Annotated in this window: 11 protein-coding genes; 10 read left to right on the top strand and 1 reads right to left on the bottom strand. The window is 70.4% G+C overall.

Annotated elements, in window-relative coordinates; all coding sequences use genetic code 11:
- Positions 1–111: 111 nt before the first annotated feature.
- The 6 genes from CJ022_RS09980 (at position 112) to CJ022_RS09955 (ending at position 11,558) form a co-directional block, all read left to right on the top strand.
- A complete protein-coding gene (locus CJ022_RS09980) occupies positions 112–3,258 on the top strand; it encodes a TonB-dependent receptor (RefSeq protein ID WP_101926502.1) in 3,147 nt (1,048 codons plus the stop codon).
- A gap of 163 nt (positions 3,259–3,421) precedes the next feature.
- A complete protein-coding gene (locus CJ022_RS09975) occupies positions 3,422–4,177 on the top strand; it encodes a SapC family protein (protein WP_101926501.1) in 756 nt (251 codons plus the stop codon).
- A 22-nt stretch (positions 4,178–4,199) separates the two neighbouring features.
- A complete protein-coding gene (locus tag CJ022_RS09970) occupies positions 4,200–5,201 on the top strand; it encodes a cupin-like domain-containing protein (protein WP_101926683.1) in 1,002 nt (333 codons plus the stop codon).
- 21 nt (positions 5,202–5,222) lie between these two features.
- Positions 5,223–6,758, top strand: a complete 1,536-nt coding sequence (locus tag CJ022_RS09965; protein ID WP_101926500.1) for a tryptophan halogenase family protein — start codon at positions 5,223–5,225, stop codon at positions 6,756–6,758.
- A gap of 16 nt (positions 6,759–6,774) precedes the next feature.
- Entirely contained in the window at positions 6,775–7,473 is a 699-nt protein-coding gene (locus CJ022_RS09960; protein WP_101926499.1) for a DUF6445 family protein, read from the top strand.
- A 356-nt stretch (positions 7,474–7,829) separates the two neighbouring features.
- On the top strand, positions 7,830–11,558 hold the full coding sequence (locus CJ022_RS09955; RefSeq protein WP_101926498.1) for an amino acid adenylation domain-containing protein: 3,729 nt from the start codon (positions 7,830–7,832) through the stop codon (positions 11,556–11,558).
- A 25-nt stretch (positions 11,559–11,583) separates the two neighbouring features.
- Here CJ022_RS09955 and CJ022_RS09950 read toward each other — a convergent pair whose 3' ends face one another.
- Entirely contained in the window at positions 11,584–12,510 is a 927-nt protein-coding gene (locus CJ022_RS09950) for a LysR family transcriptional regulator (RefSeq protein WP_101926497.1), read from the bottom strand.
- A 96-nt stretch (positions 12,511–12,606) separates the two neighbouring features.
- Here CJ022_RS09950 and CJ022_RS09945 point away from each other — a divergent pair, with 96 nt between their 5' ends.
- The 4 genes from CJ022_RS09945 to CJ022_RS09930 all read left to right on the top strand — a co-directional run bounded on the left by CJ022_RS09945 (position 12,607) and on the right by CJ022_RS09930 (position 16,001).
- Entirely contained in the window at positions 12,607–13,431 is an 825-nt protein-coding gene (locus CJ022_RS09945) for an SDR family oxidoreductase (protein ID WP_101926496.1), read from the top strand.
- Entirely contained in the window at positions 13,428–13,961 is a 534-nt protein-coding gene (locus tag CJ022_RS09940) for a lipocalin-like domain-containing protein (RefSeq protein ID WP_101926495.1), read from the top strand. The genes CJ022_RS09945 and CJ022_RS09940 overlap by 4 nt, the downstream gene beginning before the upstream one ends.
- Before the next feature lie 140 nt (positions 13,962–14,101).
- Entirely contained in the window at positions 14,102–14,731 is a 630-nt protein-coding gene (locus CJ022_RS09935; protein WP_101926494.1) for a glutathione S-transferase family protein, read from the top strand.
- 364 nt (positions 14,732–15,095) lie between these two features.
- Entirely contained in the window at positions 15,096–16,001 is a 906-nt protein-coding gene (locus CJ022_RS09930) for a helix-turn-helix domain-containing protein (protein WP_101926493.1), read from the top strand.
- The last annotated feature ends 114 nt before the right edge of the window (positions 16,002–16,115 follow it).

The raw sequence follows: 16,115 nt of genomic DNA, 5'->3' as shown, positions 1-16,115 counted from the left end.
CGTGGACCGCGTTGCATCGCGGTCGGCTGCGAGGGGGCGCTGGAGAGTGAAATGGGTGCCGGGGGCAGCGTGCTCGCGGTCGTTCGAATCTCGGTGCTGAGGACGGGCCAAATGAAGCAGAAGTTCAAGCGTTTGAAGTCGACGGCAATGTTCACCTTCGTGGGCGGCGTGCTGATCATCAACCCTGCCTTCGCGCAGGAGCCGCAACAGCCGCCGGTCGGCCAGAGCGCGCCCGCCGCGCAGACGTCCAGCACGGACGAGGCGACGGAACTCGACGCGGTGGTCGTCACCGGCCTGCGCAGCAGCCTCAACCAGGCGATGGAGACCAAGCGCGAAGCGCAGGGTGTCGTCGACGCGATCAGCGCAGAGGACATCGGCAAATTCCCCGATACCAACCTCGCCGAATCCCTGCAGCGCATTACCGGCATCTCGATCGAGCGCCGCGACGGCGAGGGCGCGCAGGTCACGGCCCGCGGCTTCGGTCCGCAGTTCAACATGGTGACGCTCAACGGCCGCCAGATCCCGGGCGCGGACGCGTTCGGCGCGGCGGGGCAGGTCGCGATAGGCGGCGTCGACGGCGGCACGCGCGCATTCAACTTCGCGCAGCTGGCGGCGGAAGCGATCAACGGCATCGAGGTCTACAAGACCAGCCAGGCGCACGTCCCCAGCGGCGGCATCGGCGCGACGATCAACATCCTCACCGACCGGCCCTTCAACCACTCGGGCATCGTCGCCAGCGCCGGCGCCAAGGTCGTCTCCGACCGCAGCCAGGTCTTCGAGAACGACCTGACGCCGGAGCTGTCGGGCATCTTCAGCTACACCAACCCCGACAAGACCTTCGGCGTGGGCCTGAGCACGAGCTACCAGAAGCGCAAGGGCGGCTCGGTGCAGGCGACCGAGAACTACTGGAACATCCAGCCGTGGACGGGGACCATGCCGGGCGATCCGGACGTGGTCAACGCACCGGGCATCGGCGAGCTCTATGCGCGCCCGAACGACCTGCGCTATGCATTCTCCGAGTTCGAGCGCGAGCGCATCAACGGCCAGGCCGTCGTCCAGTTCGCACCGACCGACAGCGTGAGCCTGACGCTCGACTACACCTACTCGACCAACGAGATCACCGAGAACCGCGGCGAGCAGGCGATGTGGCTGCAGAACAGCGACTACACCGACGTCGAGTTCGACACGTCCGGCGCGGTGGCGACGCCGATCTACATCCGCGAGATCGCCGGCACCAAGGACTTCGGTCTCGAACAGCAGCGCAGCATGCAGGAATACAAGCTGGGCTCGCTGGGCTTCAACGCGGTGTGGGACGTCAACAGCGACTTCCGCCTCAGCTTCGATGCGCACAATTCCAAGACCGAGAGCAAGCCGAACGATCCGCAGACCGGCGGCGGCTCGACGTTCATGAGCATCGCCGGTACCAACAACTGCACGACCGGCCCGCATTGCGGCGGCTCGTGGGTGCAGGAACTCGTCTTCAACAACGGCCTGCCGATCGGCACGCAGACCTGGTATCCCACGACGGCCGATGCGGTCGCCGGCACCAACGGCGTCGTCAATCCGGGCTTCGTCGCGGGCGAGATCGGCTCGCAGGTGTTCCGCGTCAACGCCCAGACCCAGGTCAGCGAGATCAAGCAGGCGCGGATCGACGGCGAGTGGAGCTTCGACGAGGGCCGCTTCCAGTTCGGCATCGACAGCAACAAGGCGACGACCCATCGGCTGCAGGCCGCGGAAGCCTATTCGACGCTCGGCGACTGGGGCGTGGCGAACGTCGATGGCGACGTGGCGGGCGGATTGATGGACTTCCTGCAGCCGGTCGATCTGGTCGGGCTGTTCGACGACTACAACATCACCAGCTGGCCGGCCTGGCGCGGAGACACGGGCGCGCTGGCCGAGTGGGCGGCGGGGCAGTACGGCATCGGCCTGGGCGTGAGTCCGCAGAACGCGGCGGACAACCGCGTCGAGGAGAAGACCAATGCCGCGTACGTGCAGCTCGACCTCGAAGGCGAACTGGGCGGCATGCGCACCAATACGCGCATCGGCGTGCGCTACGAGACCACGGACGTGGTCTCGACCTCGGTCATCGCGATTCCCGAAGCGATCGAGTGGCAGTCCAACAACGATTTCCGGATCGTGCTGTCGGACGAGCAGCAGCCCTTCAGTGAGACGGCGAGCTACAGCTACATCCTGCCGAACCTGGATTTCAGCATCGATCTCACCGACCAGCTGAAGGGGCGCGCGTCGTTCGGTCGCAGTATCGCGCGTGCGCCCTACGGCAACCTCTACGCGGGCCCGGGCGCGTCCCAGCCCTTCGGCTCGGTCCTGCTGGATCCGTCCGTCCGCGCCAGCGGCAACGCCCAGAACCCGGCGCTGAAGCCGCTCGAATCCGACAACCTGGACCTGGCACTGGAGTGGTATTTCGCCGATGCGAGCTACGTGTCGGTGACCTACTGGCACAAGTCGGTCGGCAACTTCATCGGCAACACCGTGACCCAGGAACCGCTCTACGGCCTGACCGATCCGACCTCGGGTCCGGATGCACAGACGGCGCTGGACTTCCTGCAGAGCGCGGCTTGCGTGGCCCAGGTCGGCGCGGCCAACGCGGCGGCGTGCTCGGGCAACGACACCTCGCTGTTCACGGCGCTGGCGCTGTTGCGCAACGATCCGGCGGGGCTGGCCGCGTACAACGGCACCGGCGCGCAGGTGCTGGCCACTGAGGCGGCCTACGACCTCTACGGCACGGCTGCGGATCCGCTGTACCAGTTCAACGTCAACCGGCCGGTCAACCAGAACGATTCCAAGCTGCGCGGCTGGGAACTGGGCGGCCAGTACTTCTTCGGCGAAAGCGGGTTCGGCGTCTTCGCCAACTACACGATCGTCCAGGGCGATGTGGGTTACGACAACGCCGGCGATCCGAACATCGACCAGTTCTCGCTGACGGGACTCAGCGACACCGCCAACGCCATGCTGATGTACGAGAAGTACGGCTTCTCGGCGCGTCTGGCCTGGAACTGGCGCGACGAGTACCTGATCCTCGCCAACCAGGGCGCGAGCCGGAATCCCTACTACGTCGAAGCCTACGACCAGTGGGACCTCAGCGTGAACTACGCGCTCAACGACCACTGGTCGTTCGGCTTCGAGGTGATCAACCTGACCGGTGAGGACGTGCGCTGGTACGCCCGCACCGAGCAGCAGATCATGAAGCTGGCCGACCAGAGCCCGCGCTACATGCTGGGCGTGCGCTACAAGTTCTGATCGTCGCGATGCCTCCCCCTCGGGTGTCGTCCGGCAGGGTCGCTGCGGGTGCAGCGGCCTCTGCCGGCAGGGCGCCGGGCCGCCTGGACGGCCCGCGTCCGGTCCGTAGTATGTTGCCCGGCAGTCGCATGCACCTGCGTCGATGCTGCAGCCTGGAGAGGTGATGGCGCGTTACGAACTGCTCAACAACGTGGCCCATCGCGATCTGCGCGTCGCCACCGGCTTCGGTCCGGCGTTCGGCGACGACGTGGGCATGGTGCCGGCGTTTCCCAGCGAATACGCCGAGCTGCAACGCGAGTACCCGATCTTCTTCCGCAAGGGCGGGGACGGGCAGTGGGAATCGGTCGCCCTGCTGGGGTTCGAGCAGCGCGAGAACCTGTTCCTGCGCGACGGGCGGTGGAACGCCGCCTACCTTCCCGGTGCCGCGGCGAAAGGCCCGTTCCTGATCGGCTTCCAGGAGCAGCACGTCGACGGCGAACTCCGGCAGGAGCCGGTGATCCATGTCGACGTGGCGCATCCGCGCGTCAACGCCGCGGACGGCGAGCCGGTGTTCCTGCCGCAGGGCGGCAACAGTCCCTATCTGGAGCACATCGCCGGCATCCTGCGCGGCATCCGCGACGGCAGCGCGTTCGGCGCGGCGATGTTCGCCGCCTTCGACGCGCTGGGCCTGATCCAGCCGGTGACGCTGGCGGTGGAACTCGACGAACGCCATCGCGTCGACGTCAGCGGTCTGCACGGAATCGACCGCGATCGCCTGGCGGCGCTGGACGGCGCCGCGCTGGAACGGTTGAACCGTGCCGGTTATCTGGAAGGCGCGTACCTGGTGCTGGCCTCGCTGCACAACGTGCGCCGGCTGATGGCCGAAAAGCAGCGCCGCCTGCGCGAGCAGGACGCCGCGACCTCCCACGGCCGGGGCTGATCGCGTGGCCGCGGCGACGACGATGCGCACCCTCGACGTCCGCGGCGTGGCCTCGCTGCCGCTCGAGGCCCTGCTGGCCGACGGCACGCCGGCGCTGCTGAAGGGGGTCGCGACCGACTGGGACCTGGTGCGGGCGGGCCGCGAGTCGACCGACGCGGCCATGGCGTACCTGCGCGGCTTCGACGCGGGCCGGCCGGTGCCGTATTCCTACGGCGCGCCGGCGATCGGCGGACGGCCGTTCTACAACGACGACTTCACCGCCCTCAATTTCGAAGTCCGGCGCGGCGCGCTCGGCGAGGTGCTAGACGCGATCGCGCGGCATCTCGACGACGCCCGGCCGCCGACCTATTACGTCGCCTCGCTGCCGGTCGCCGGCGCCTTGCCCGGGTTCGCGGCCGGCAACGATCTGCGCCTGGCCGAGCGCGGCGTGCAGGCGCCGCCGAGCATCTGGATCGGCAATCGCGTCGTCGCGTCCTGCCATTTCGATGCGCCCGACAACCTGGCCGTCTGCGCCGTGGGGACGCGGGAATTCACCGTGTTTCCGCCCGAGCAGATCGACAACCTCTACCCGGGGCCGCTGGAGCCGACGCCGGGCGGGCAGGTCGTCAGCCTGGTCGATTTCGCCGATCCCGACGACGCGCGCTACCCGCGCTTCCGCGAGGCGCTGGCGACGGCGCAGACCGCGCGTCTGGAGCCGGGCGATGCGGTCTTCATTCCCAGCATGTGGTGGCACCACGTGCGCAGCATCGCGCCGTTCAACGTGCTGGTGAACTACTGGTGGCGGCAGTCGCCGGCATTCCTGTCGTCGCCGCTGCCCGCGCTGCACCATGCGTTGTGGACGCTGCGCGACCTGCCCGAACGCGAGAAGCGCGCCTGGGCGCACGTGTTCCAGTACTACGTGTTCGGGCCCGGCGAACGCGCCGGTGCGCACCTGCCCGCGCAGGCGCGCGACGTGCTGGGACCGATCGACGACACCCTGGCGCGTCGCATCCGCGCGATGCTGATCAATCGCTTGAACCGCTGAGCGGCGCAGGAGCGCAACAACATGCAACAGACACCGACATCGCCCGGCCAGGTCCGCAAGGTCGTGATCGCCGGCGGCGGAACCGCGGGCTGGCTCGCCGCGTGCGCGCTCGCGCACCAGTTCAGGGAGCGGCTGGACATCACCCTGGTGGAATCCGAGCAGATCGGCACCGTCGGCGTCGGCGAATCCACCGTGCCGCCGATCCGCACGTTCCACCGCTTCCTGCAGATCGACGAGCAGGAATTCCTGCGCGCCGTCGCTGGCACCTTCAAGCTGTCGATCTCGTTCGAGAACTGGCTCCGGCCCGGCGATCGCTACATCCATCCCTTCGGCATCACCGGGCAGGGCACCTGGGCCGCCGCGTTCCACCATTTCTGGCTGGACAGCCAGCGCCGCGGCATGACCTCGGAGCTCGGCGATTTCTGTCTGGAAACCGTCGCGTCGCGCGGCGACCAGTTCGGCCTCGGCACCGATCCACAGGTCAACTACGCCTACCACCTCGATGCCGGCCTCTACGCGAAGTTCCTGCGCCGCATCGCCGAGCGCCACGGCCTGACGCGCGTCGAAGGCAAGATCCGCGAGGTGGTGCGCCACGCGCACAGCGGCGACGTCGACGCGCTGGTGCTCGAGGACGGACAGCGCCTGGCTGGCGACCTGTTCGTCGACTGCACCGGCTTCCGCGGCCTGCTGATCGAGCAGACCCTGCAGACCGGTTACGAGGACTGGAGCGGCTGGCTGCCCAGCGATCGCGCCGTCGCGGTGCAGACCGAATCGGTCGGCCCCCCGGTCCCGTACACGCGCGCCATCGCGCACGAGGCGGGCTGGCGCTGGCACATCCCGCTGCAGCATCGCGTGGGCTGCGGCCTGGTGTTCTCCAGTCGCCACATGTCCGACGACGAGGCGCACGCCAAGCTGCTGCGCGATGTGGGCGCGCCGCCGCTGCGTGATCCGTGGCTGGTGCCGTTCCGCACCGGCCGCCGCCGCAAGGCATGGAACGGGAACGTGGTGTCGCTGGGCCTCGCCAGCGGCTTCATCGAACCGCTGGAGTCGACCAGCCTGCACCTGACGATCAGCGCCGTGGTGCGCCTGATCCAGCTGTTCCCGTTCGACGGCATCTCGCCCGCGCTGGTGGACCTGTTCAACGACGTGAGTCGCGCGGAGATGGAGCACGTACGCGATTTCATCGTGCTGCACTACCACGCGACCCGGCGCGACGAACCGATGTGGGTCGAATGCCGCGAGATGACGCTGCCCGATTCGCTGGACATCCGCCTGCGCGCCTGGCGCGAACGCGCGCATGCGTGGCAGGGCGCCGACGAACTCTTCCGCATCGACTCGTGGACCCACGTACTGCTGGGGCAGGGCATCGCGCCGGGGCCTGCGCACCCGCTGGCGCGGGCGCTGGGCGACGACGATCTGCGCCGGTTGCTGCGCGGCATCCGCGAGCCGATCGGGCGCGCGGCCGCGCAGTTGCCGTCGCAGCAGGCCTTCATCGACCGCTATTGCAAGGCGCCGGCCGAAGTCTGGGGCACGCGCCGCGTGCAGCAGCCGGCATGAGCGACGGCGGCGTGCCATGTTGCTGAGCCCGCACCCGGCGATCCGCGTCACCCGGCGCACGATCGGTGCGGAAGGCGCGCCGCTGCTGGTCATCGACCAGCTGGTCGCCGAGCCGGACCGGCTGGTGCGCAAGGCGGCGAGCAGCCATTTCGCCACACCCGCGTCGATGTTCCCGGGTCTGCGCGCGCCGGCACCGCTGTCGTACCGGCATTTCCTGGAAGCGACGCTCAACCCGCTGCTGCCGTCCTGCTTCGGCATCGCGCCGGGCCGTTTCGTGTTCCCGATGTGCCATTACTCGCTCGTCGCGCTACCGCCGGCGAAGCTCGCGTTCCTGCAGCGGATTCCGCACATCGATTCGGTGCAGCGCGATGGCCTCGCCACGGTGCACTACCTGTTCCGCGGCGACTGGGGCGGCACCGCGTTCTACCGGCATCGCCGCAGCGGCTTCGAGACCATCGACGAGACGCGCCACGCCGCGTATTTCGAATGCCTCGCGCAGGAAAGCCGTGACGACGAGGCGGTCGGCGCCGGCTACATCGGCGACGACACCGCGCTGTTCGAGCGCATCGCCGACGTCGACGGCGTCTTCAATCGCCTGATCGTCTACCGGCGCAATTCCCTGCATTCGGGCTGCATCGACAACGCCCGCGTGCCGCCGCCGGATCCGCTCCACGGACGCCTGTCGCTCAATACCTTCATCGATATCGCCCATTGAGGCCAGCCGCGCGCGCGGCGCGCGCATGTGTCCGCGGGATCTGCGCGCACTGCGGCGTTGCCCCTTGCCGCGACCAGGAACTGACGTTGCGCGACACGCGTCGTGCGTCCGGAATCGAGCCGCGCGCCACTCGCGTGTGATCGATCGCCCGGCGCACGTCGCGATGCCTGCCGCGAGCCGCACGACATCGCCAGACGCAGCGGGCTGGACACGCAATCGCGATCGCCGAAGCGCATCGCGGTCGACGGAAGCGGCGTGACCCACACCCCGCTTCGCGCGCGCGTCATGGCGCGTTCACCGCGTGCGGCACCGGCTACCTAGACTCCTGGGTCCGAATCCAGTTCGAGGAGTGCGCCATGCAGGAAGCCGAGCAGCCGCGTGTAGCGGAGGATGCGATGCGCGACACCGGCCTGTCGGGTCGCGATGGCGCCGTGATCGATGATGACGCGCTGCGGCGCATCCTCATCGACTGGAACCGGACGGCAGTGCCGTACGACCGGGACGCCACGATCTGGAGCCTGGTCGACGCGCAGGCGCGGGCGCATCCGCAGCGCAGCGCCATCCTCGATGGCAACACCGTCGTCGACTACGCGCGTCTGACGCGCAGGGCGCTCGCGATCGCGGGCGAGCTCGCAAGGCGCGGCGTGCCACCGGGGTCGCTGGTCGGCGTGTGCATGGGCCGCACGTGGGACGTCGCGGCGACCTTGCTGGGTGTCATGCGCGCCGGCTGCGCCTACGTGCCGCTGGATCCGGCGTATCCGCGCGAGCGCGTGCGCTACATGCTCGAGCACGCGCGCGCAGCGGCCGTCATCGTCGACGGCGCCGCGTCGGCGCAGCTCTGCGCCGACGCGGCCGTGCTGGTCCATCTCGATACGGTCGGCGACACGGCCCCGGATGCGATGGCGCCGCCGTCGGCGGGCGATCTCGCCTACGTGATCTACACCTCGGGTTCGACCGGCCAGCCCAAGGGCGTCGCCGTCGAACACCGCAGCGTCGTGGCGATGACGCGTTCGATGCGGCAACTGCTGGACGACGACGAGCTTGCCGGGGTGCTCGCGGCGGCGTCCATCTGTTTCGACACGTCGGTCATGGAAATCCTGGGCACGTTGTCGCTCGGCGGCACCGTGGTGCTGGCGGCCAATGCATTGGCCCTGCCGGCGTTGCCGGCCGCGGACCGGGTGCGCACGACGATTATGGTGCCTTCGTCGATGCAGGGCCTGCTGGCATCGGGCGGTCTGCCCGAGGGGGTCCGCTGCGTCGTCATGGGCGGCGACGTGCTGAAGCGGCCGCTGGTCGCGCAATTGCACGCGCTGCCGCAACGCCCGCGCGTGCTGAACCTGTACGGGCCGACCGAGGACACGGTCTATTCGACGGCCACCGAAGTGCCGGCCGATGTGCAGACGATCACCATCGGCAGGCCGGTCGCGAACTCGCGGTCCTACATCCTGGACGACGCCATGCAGCCGGTGCCGGTGGGCGTGGCGGGCGAGCTGCATCTCGCGGGCGAGCAGCTGGCGCGCGGCTATCTCCACGACAAGGCGCGCACGCGCGAGCGGTTCGCGACGCCGGATCCCGCCGGCCCGATTCCCGACACCCGCCTGTACCGGACCGGCGACCGATGTCGATGGACCGAAGAGGGCCAGATCGAATTCCTCGGGCGCATCGACCAGCAGGTCAAGCTCCGCGGCTTCCGGATCGAGCTGGAAGAGATCGAAGCGACACTGGAGTCGATGCCGGGCGTGGACGGCGCTGCCGTCGCGGTCGTCGATGCGGGCGACGGCCGCGGCCTGCTGGTCGCCTACGTCGTGGGCCGGCAAGCGCTGACCGACGACGCGATGCGTGCGCACGCCGCCGACCGGCTGCCGCGCTACATGGTGCCGCAGGTGGTGATGCGGCTCGCCGCGCTGCCGGAGTTGCCCAACGGCAAACTCGATCGCAAGCAGCTGCCGGTCCCGGTGGCGGGGCGCGACTACGCGGTGGCCGGCGACGCCCAGCCTTCCGATCCCGCGACCGCCGACCAGCCCGGCGGCATCCTGCAGCGCGTCGCGGGTCTGTCGGGCGACGCGCGACAGACCGCGCTCGTTGCGGTCGTGCAGGCCGAAATCGCACGCTTCCTGCGGCTGGCGGACCCCGCGCAGGTGCCGCCGCAGCAGGCCCTGGAAACGCTGGGCATCGATTCCCTGGATTCGGTCGAACTGAGCCACCGCCTGTCGACGCTGCTCGGCCGCGACCTGCCGGCCTCGCTGCTGGTGGAGCATCCGACGCCCGGCGCCGTCGCCGCGTCTCTGGCCGGGCTGCTGGACGAGGGCGACCGCACGCCTGCAGCCGACGCGCCGGCGCAAGGCACGGCGGACACGCTGGGCCCGTTCCAGGCGCAGATCCGCGCCGGCCATCCGCCGTTCCTGGCCGCCCGCGCGCCCGCGTGGTCGGCGACCGACAAGGGCACGCTGATCCGCGAGCTGAAGGCGCTGCTGACGCGTTCGGGGCGCGAGCCCTACAGCAAGCTGGTTCGCACCGGCAGCGGCCACAGGGGCACGGTGGCAGACGTGCACACGGGGGAGGAACACGAGGCCATCATCTGGAGTACCAACCTCTATCTGGGCCTCAATCGCGACCCCGACGTCATCGCGCAAGCGCAGTCCGCGCTGGAGCGTTTCGGCACCGGCATGGGCACGTCGCCGACCGCGTCGGGCATGACCGATCTGCACCTCGATTTCGAGAAGGAATTCGCCGAGCTGGTGGGCAAGCCGGCCGGTTGCCTGTTCTCGACCGGGTTCACCGCGAATCTCGGCGTCATCGCGGGCCTTCTGGGCGACAAAGACGTGGTGGTGATGGACCAGCTCTGCCACGCATCGATCGTCGACGGCGCGCGCCTGAGCGGCGCGCGGATCCGCACCTTCAAGCACAACGACGCGGCCGATCTGCAGGCCGTGCTGGAAGCGGAGGCGTCGCCGCATCGCACGACGCTGGTCGTGCTCGAAGGTGTCTACAGCATGGGCGAGGGCACCGCGCCGGTGCGCGAGATCGTGCACATGGCCAAACGTTACGGCGCGCTGGTGCTCGTGGACGAGGCGCATTCGTTCGGTTTCTACGGGCCGCGCGGTGCGGGCATCTGCGCCGAGCAGGGCGTCAGCGGCGAGGTCGACTTCATCATGACCACGCTCAGCAAGGCGCTGGGCAGCCTCGGCGGCGTGATCGCCGCCAGCGCGTCGCACGTCGCGCTGCTCAAGACGGCCGCACGCGCGTATGTGTTCCAGGCGACCACGACGCCGGCCGACATCGCCGCCGCGCTCGCCGCGTTGCGGCGGCTGCGCGCGGACGACGCGCTGCGAGCACGCCTGTGGGACACCACCCGCTACATGCGCGCGCGCTTCACCGACGCCGGCTACGACCTCGGCACCGGCGACGGCCCCATCGTCACGCCGCACATTGCCGACAGCGAGACCCTGTATGCGATCGCGCGCGGCCTGCACGCGCGCGGCGTGCATGCCACCGCGGTGACCTATCCCATCGTCGAGCGCGGCCGCGGGCGCCTGCGCCTGATCTGCTCGGCCGCGCACACGCGCGACGACGTGGACAGGACGCTCGCGACGCTGATCGACGTGCAGCGCGACGTCGAACAGGCGCGCCAGGTGGACCGTGTGCCGGAGCACGCGGTTGACGCGGAGCCGTCCATGCCGGAGCGCGAGCCGACGGCGCCGCCCGGAGCGGGCGCGATGTCGGCCGTGGCGGCCTGGGCGCAGGCCTTCGGCGACCATCTGACGCGCGTGCTGGCCGGAGTGCGGGGGCCGGTGCCGAGTCTCGCCGTGTCGATCGGACTCGCTGGCACGGACGAACGGATCGGCCTGCGCATCGCGGGACGCGCGGTCACGGTGAACGTCGACGCGTCGACGCGGGCGCCGTCCTGTTCGCTGGTGCTGCGGGATGACCGGGCGGTCTCCGCGCTGTGCCGGTCCGATGCACAGGACCTGCTGGCCGCCAGCATCGATGGCGGCTGCACGCTGAGCGGTCAGACCGAGGCGTTCGTCTGGTTGATCGGGCGGCTGGCCGAGCGGCCGGACACCCTCGTGTCGGCTTCGTACTGACGCGTGCGGTGGCGGACAGGCGTGGTCATGCCACGCCGCCGCCATCGCGAACCGGTTCCGCCGGTGTGATGCCGCGCACCACCTCGATCAAGGCGCGCAGCGGCGCCGGCACCTGGCGGTAGCTCGCGTAGTAGAGGCACAGGCCCGGCCAGCGCGGACTCCAGTCGTCGAGCAGCAGCACCAGCCGGCCGTCGTCCAGTGCCTGGCGCGCGAAGGGGTCGGGCACGAAGGCGATGCCGAGGCCGTCGATCGCGGCGTCGACCATCAGTTCGCTGTCGTCGAGGCTCAGGGTGCCGGGCACGTCGATCGCGCGGGCCACGCCGTCCTGCTCGAATTCCCAGCGGTAGCGCTTGCCGCTCGGCAGGCGCTGGCGGATGCAGCGGTGCGCCAGCAGGGCGCCCGGCGTGTCCGGCCGGCCTTCGGCGTCCACATACGCCGGCGCCGCGACCGCGATGAAACGCACGTCGGGACCGAAGGGCACGGCGATCATGTCCTTCGGCACGGCCTCGGCCAGGCGCACACCGGCGTCGAAACCTTCGGCGACGATGTCGACGAACGCGCCTTCGGTCACCAGGTCCAGCGTCACCCGCGGATGGCGCTGCTGGAAGACCGGGATGGCGTGCCGCAACAGCCAGCGGGCGCCGCCACGGTTGGCGTTGATGCGCAGCGTGCCGACCAGTTCGTCCTCGCCGTGGCGGACGGCGTCGAGCGCGTCGTCGAGTGCGCGCAGGGTCGGCGTCAGCCGCTGCAGCAGCTGCGCGCCCGCTTCGGTGACGGCGACGCTGCGCGTGGTCCGGTGCAGCAGGCGCACGCCCAGGCGGCGTTCGAGCCCTTTCACCGCGTGGCTCAGCGACGAGCGCGACACGCCCAGCGCGTCGGCGGCCTTCTGGAACCCGCGGTGCTGGGCGACGGCAGCGAAGGCGCGCAGGTCGGGGAGGGTGACGTCGGACATTGTTGAGGAATCCCCACCAGCTCGTTCGGACTGGTGCGTCTTATCACAGGTCGGAGCGCGGCCTACGGTATCGGCTTCCCCACGAGAGGCATTGCCATGAAGACCTGGTGGATCACCGGTGCATCGTCCGGCCTGGGCCTGCACATGACGCAACAACTGCTGGCCCGTGGCGACCGGGTCGTCGCCTGCGGCCGCCGCACTGCCCCGTTCGACGCGCTGCAGGCCGACGCCGGCGCGCGGCTGCGCGTGGCGCGCTTCGACATCACCGACACGGCCGCGCTGCGGCGCGAGGTCGACGCGGCGTTCGCGGCGTTCGGGCGTATCGACGTGGTCGTCAGCAGCGCCGGCTACGGGCTGTTCGGCGCCGCCGAGGAAGTCAGCGATGCGCAGATCGAGCGCCAGATCGCGACGAACCTGACGGCATCGATCCAGCTGGTCCGCGCCGTGCTGCCGCATCTGCGGGCGCAGGGTGGCGGACGCATCCTGCAGGTCGCGTCCGAGGGCGGGCAGACGAGCTATCCCAATTTCAGCCTGTACCACGCGACCAAGTGGGGCATCGAAGGCTTCCTCGACGCGGTGGCGCAGGAAGTGGCGCCGTTCGGCATCGACGTCGTCATCGCCGAGCCGGGACCGACGGCGACGGAGTTCGGCAACGGGCTGGAGCACGCGACGCCGCTGCCGGCCTACGACGACACGCCGGCCGGCGAGGTGCGCCGCGCGGTCGCCAGCGGCGCATTCGAACTCAAGGGCGATGCCGCCCGCACCACCGCGGCGATGATCCAGGTGGCCGACGCGGAACGGCCGCGGCGCCGGATCGCGCTCGGCAGCATCGCCTTCGACAACATCCAGCGGGCGCTGCACGCACGGCTGGACGATCTGCTCGCGCAGCAGGCACTGACGCTGTCGGCGGACCGGACATGACGCGCCGGCTGCCCCTGGCACTGCTGCTGACGCTGCCGCTGGCGGCGCTCGCCGCGGGCGACGGGACTCCGCCGGCCGCACCGAACCAGATGGCCGGGACCTGGCGCATGGTGTCCGCGACGCTCGAGACCGGGGGCCGGATCGAGCGGCCCTACGGCCCAACGCCGCGTGGCATGCTGGTGTTCACCGACGACCTGCATTTCGTCGAGGTGCTGACCGATGCCGGGTCGCCGCGATTCGCATCCGACGCGCGCGGCGGCGGCACCGACGAGGAGAACCGCCGCGCGATGGCGTCGAGCATCGGCTTCTTCGGCACCTATACGGTCGACGCCGCAGGACGCTTCCAGGGCAACCGGGTCGAGGGCGCCACGTTCCCGAACTGGATCGGCGCGGTGCGCACCACCGCCGATCTGGACATGCGGGTCGAAGGCGACTGCATGTTCGAAACCTTCCTCCGCCCCGACGGCGGCAGGCTGCAGGCGACCTTCGTGCGGGCCTCGGCACCGGCAGCGGCATGCAGCGATCGCTGACGGGGTCGCGGCCCCGCGTACGCGCGGCGCAGCGCTGGCCGGCGCCAGGTGCGCGTGCCGTGATCGCGGAGCATGGCCGCGCCGATGCCCCGTTGTAGGCTGCGTCCGGGACCCTCGCCCTGCATTCGACCGGACACGGCATGACCGACACCCTGACCATCTGGACCTACGACACCGTGCCCGCCGCGCCGCGCGGTTTCGTGCGCGACCTGCGCCTGCGCTGGGCCGCGGAGGAAGCCGGCCTGCCGTACGAAATCGGCACGGTGCCGTTCGAGGGGCGCGACAGCAACCATCTCGACCGGCAGCCGTTCGGGCAGGTCCCGTACCTGCGCGATGGCGAGGTCGCGCTGTTCGAAAGCGGCGCCTGCCTGCTGCATCTCGCCGACCGGAGCGAGCGGCTGTTGCCGGGCGATGCGCAGGGCCGCGCGGCCACGCTGCAGTGGGTGCTGGCCGCGCTGAATTCGATCGAGATGGTGACGGTGCCCTGGTGGGTGCTGGGCCTGTCCGGCGACGATGACAATGCGCTCGCCGGCTGGATGGACAAGCGCCTCGGCCAGCTGGAAGCGGTGCTGGCCACGACCGAATGGCTGGCCGCCGGTCGATTCACGGTGGCGGACCTGGTGATGGCCGACGTGCTGCGTATTCCCAAGGTGCGCGCGCGCGGCACGCGTCCCGCCAGCGAGGCCTACGTGGCCCGCCTCACGGCGCGCCCCGCATTCCGCAAGGCGCACGCGGACCAGCTCGCGCATTTCGCGGCATCGGATCCCTAGGACTGCAGCGCCGGTCATCGCCTCTGTCGTCGCGTCCGATGCACGAGCGGGGCCCGGCCGTTGTCGTCGTCCGGCAACGAGCGGCGGCTCGCGGCCCGTGGATCCAGGGCAGCACCGGGATCCCGCAGGCGATCCGCCCGCGGATGAGGCCGGCGACGGCAGCGACGCCGGCGTCCGGTCGCATCGCGGTGACAGGCGCGCGCCGTCGGCACGTTCGTGCAGGCGCAGCGTCGGCAGCAGGCGGCGCACGGCCGAGGCATGCCGAGGGCAGCCTCCGGAAGCGCGGCGGCTTGCCGGACGCGCCCCGCAGGCGCGTAGACTGCGATGACGCCGACTGGCGCTCCATCCCCCGCTGGAGACCCGCATGCGGATCGCGGCACCACATCGCGACGACGACGCGCCCGGGCTGGCGCACGGACCCCGCCTCGCGGGCACCCTCGAACTCGACAGCACGAGGCTGGGCTGGCCGAACGTGCAGGTGCTGCGCGTGCGCGATCCCTGCATCTGCGAGGGCCTGGATGTCTTCGCCCACGACTACCAGAGCATCGTCCTGATCAAGCAGGCCGGCGAGCCCATCGGCACCGCCAACATCGAGCGGCGCCGGGCAGGCCGCTGGCTCGGCGCGCGCTACCGCGACGGCGACCTGGGGTTCACCGCGCCCGGGGAAGGCGCGACGCTGCGTTGGCGCAACCGGACCGAGCACACCAGCGTGCAGGTACGGCTCCGCTCGCGTCTGATCGAGGAAGCGGCGGACGGCATCGGCCATGGCATTCCCGTCGCGCGTCTGAATCGCCTGTCACATCACGACGCCACGATCGGGACGCTGGTGCTGGCCCTCGAACAGGCGGCGGAACGCGGCGCATCGGGGTTCTATGCCGATGCGGCGGCGCATTTCCTCGCCGCCCACCTGGTGGGCGAACCCGAGCCGGCGCGACCGCCTGGCGCGTCCGATCGTGCGCAGGGCGTGCTCGACCGGATGGACGCGTTCCTGCGGCATCGCCTGGCCGACGACTTCACCCTCGCCGAGCTCGCCGCGGACGTCGGCATGAGCGCCTTCCAGCTGATCCGGCTGTGCAATGCCCGCTATGGCGAAACGCCGTTCCGGCGGCTGCAGCGCTTCCGCATCGCACATGCGCGCGGCCTGCTGCAGGCGCGCGGCATGAGCATCACCGACATCGCCTTCGAATGCGGCTACGCGAGTCCGAGCGCGTTCGGCAGCGCGTTCCTGCGCGCCACGGGCCTGTCGCCGAGCGCCTACCGGGCACTCTGACCCGGCGCGACGTCGTCGGGGCCGTCGGCGACCGGCGCAATCGCGCGAGCGTGCGCCGCAACGGCGCGAGAGAAACGCCGGCCGGCGGCAGGTACAACTCCGGCATCCCGATGC

Origin of the sequence: Luteimonas rhizosphaerae, from assembly GCF_002849595.1 — a bacterium.
Taxonomy (GTDB): domain Bacteria; phylum Pseudomonadota; class Gammaproteobacteria; order Xanthomonadales; family Xanthomonadaceae; genus Luteimonas; species Luteimonas cellulosilyticus.
Note: the sequence above shows the minus strand (reverse complement) of the source record. Positions and strands in the feature narration are given on the sequence as shown.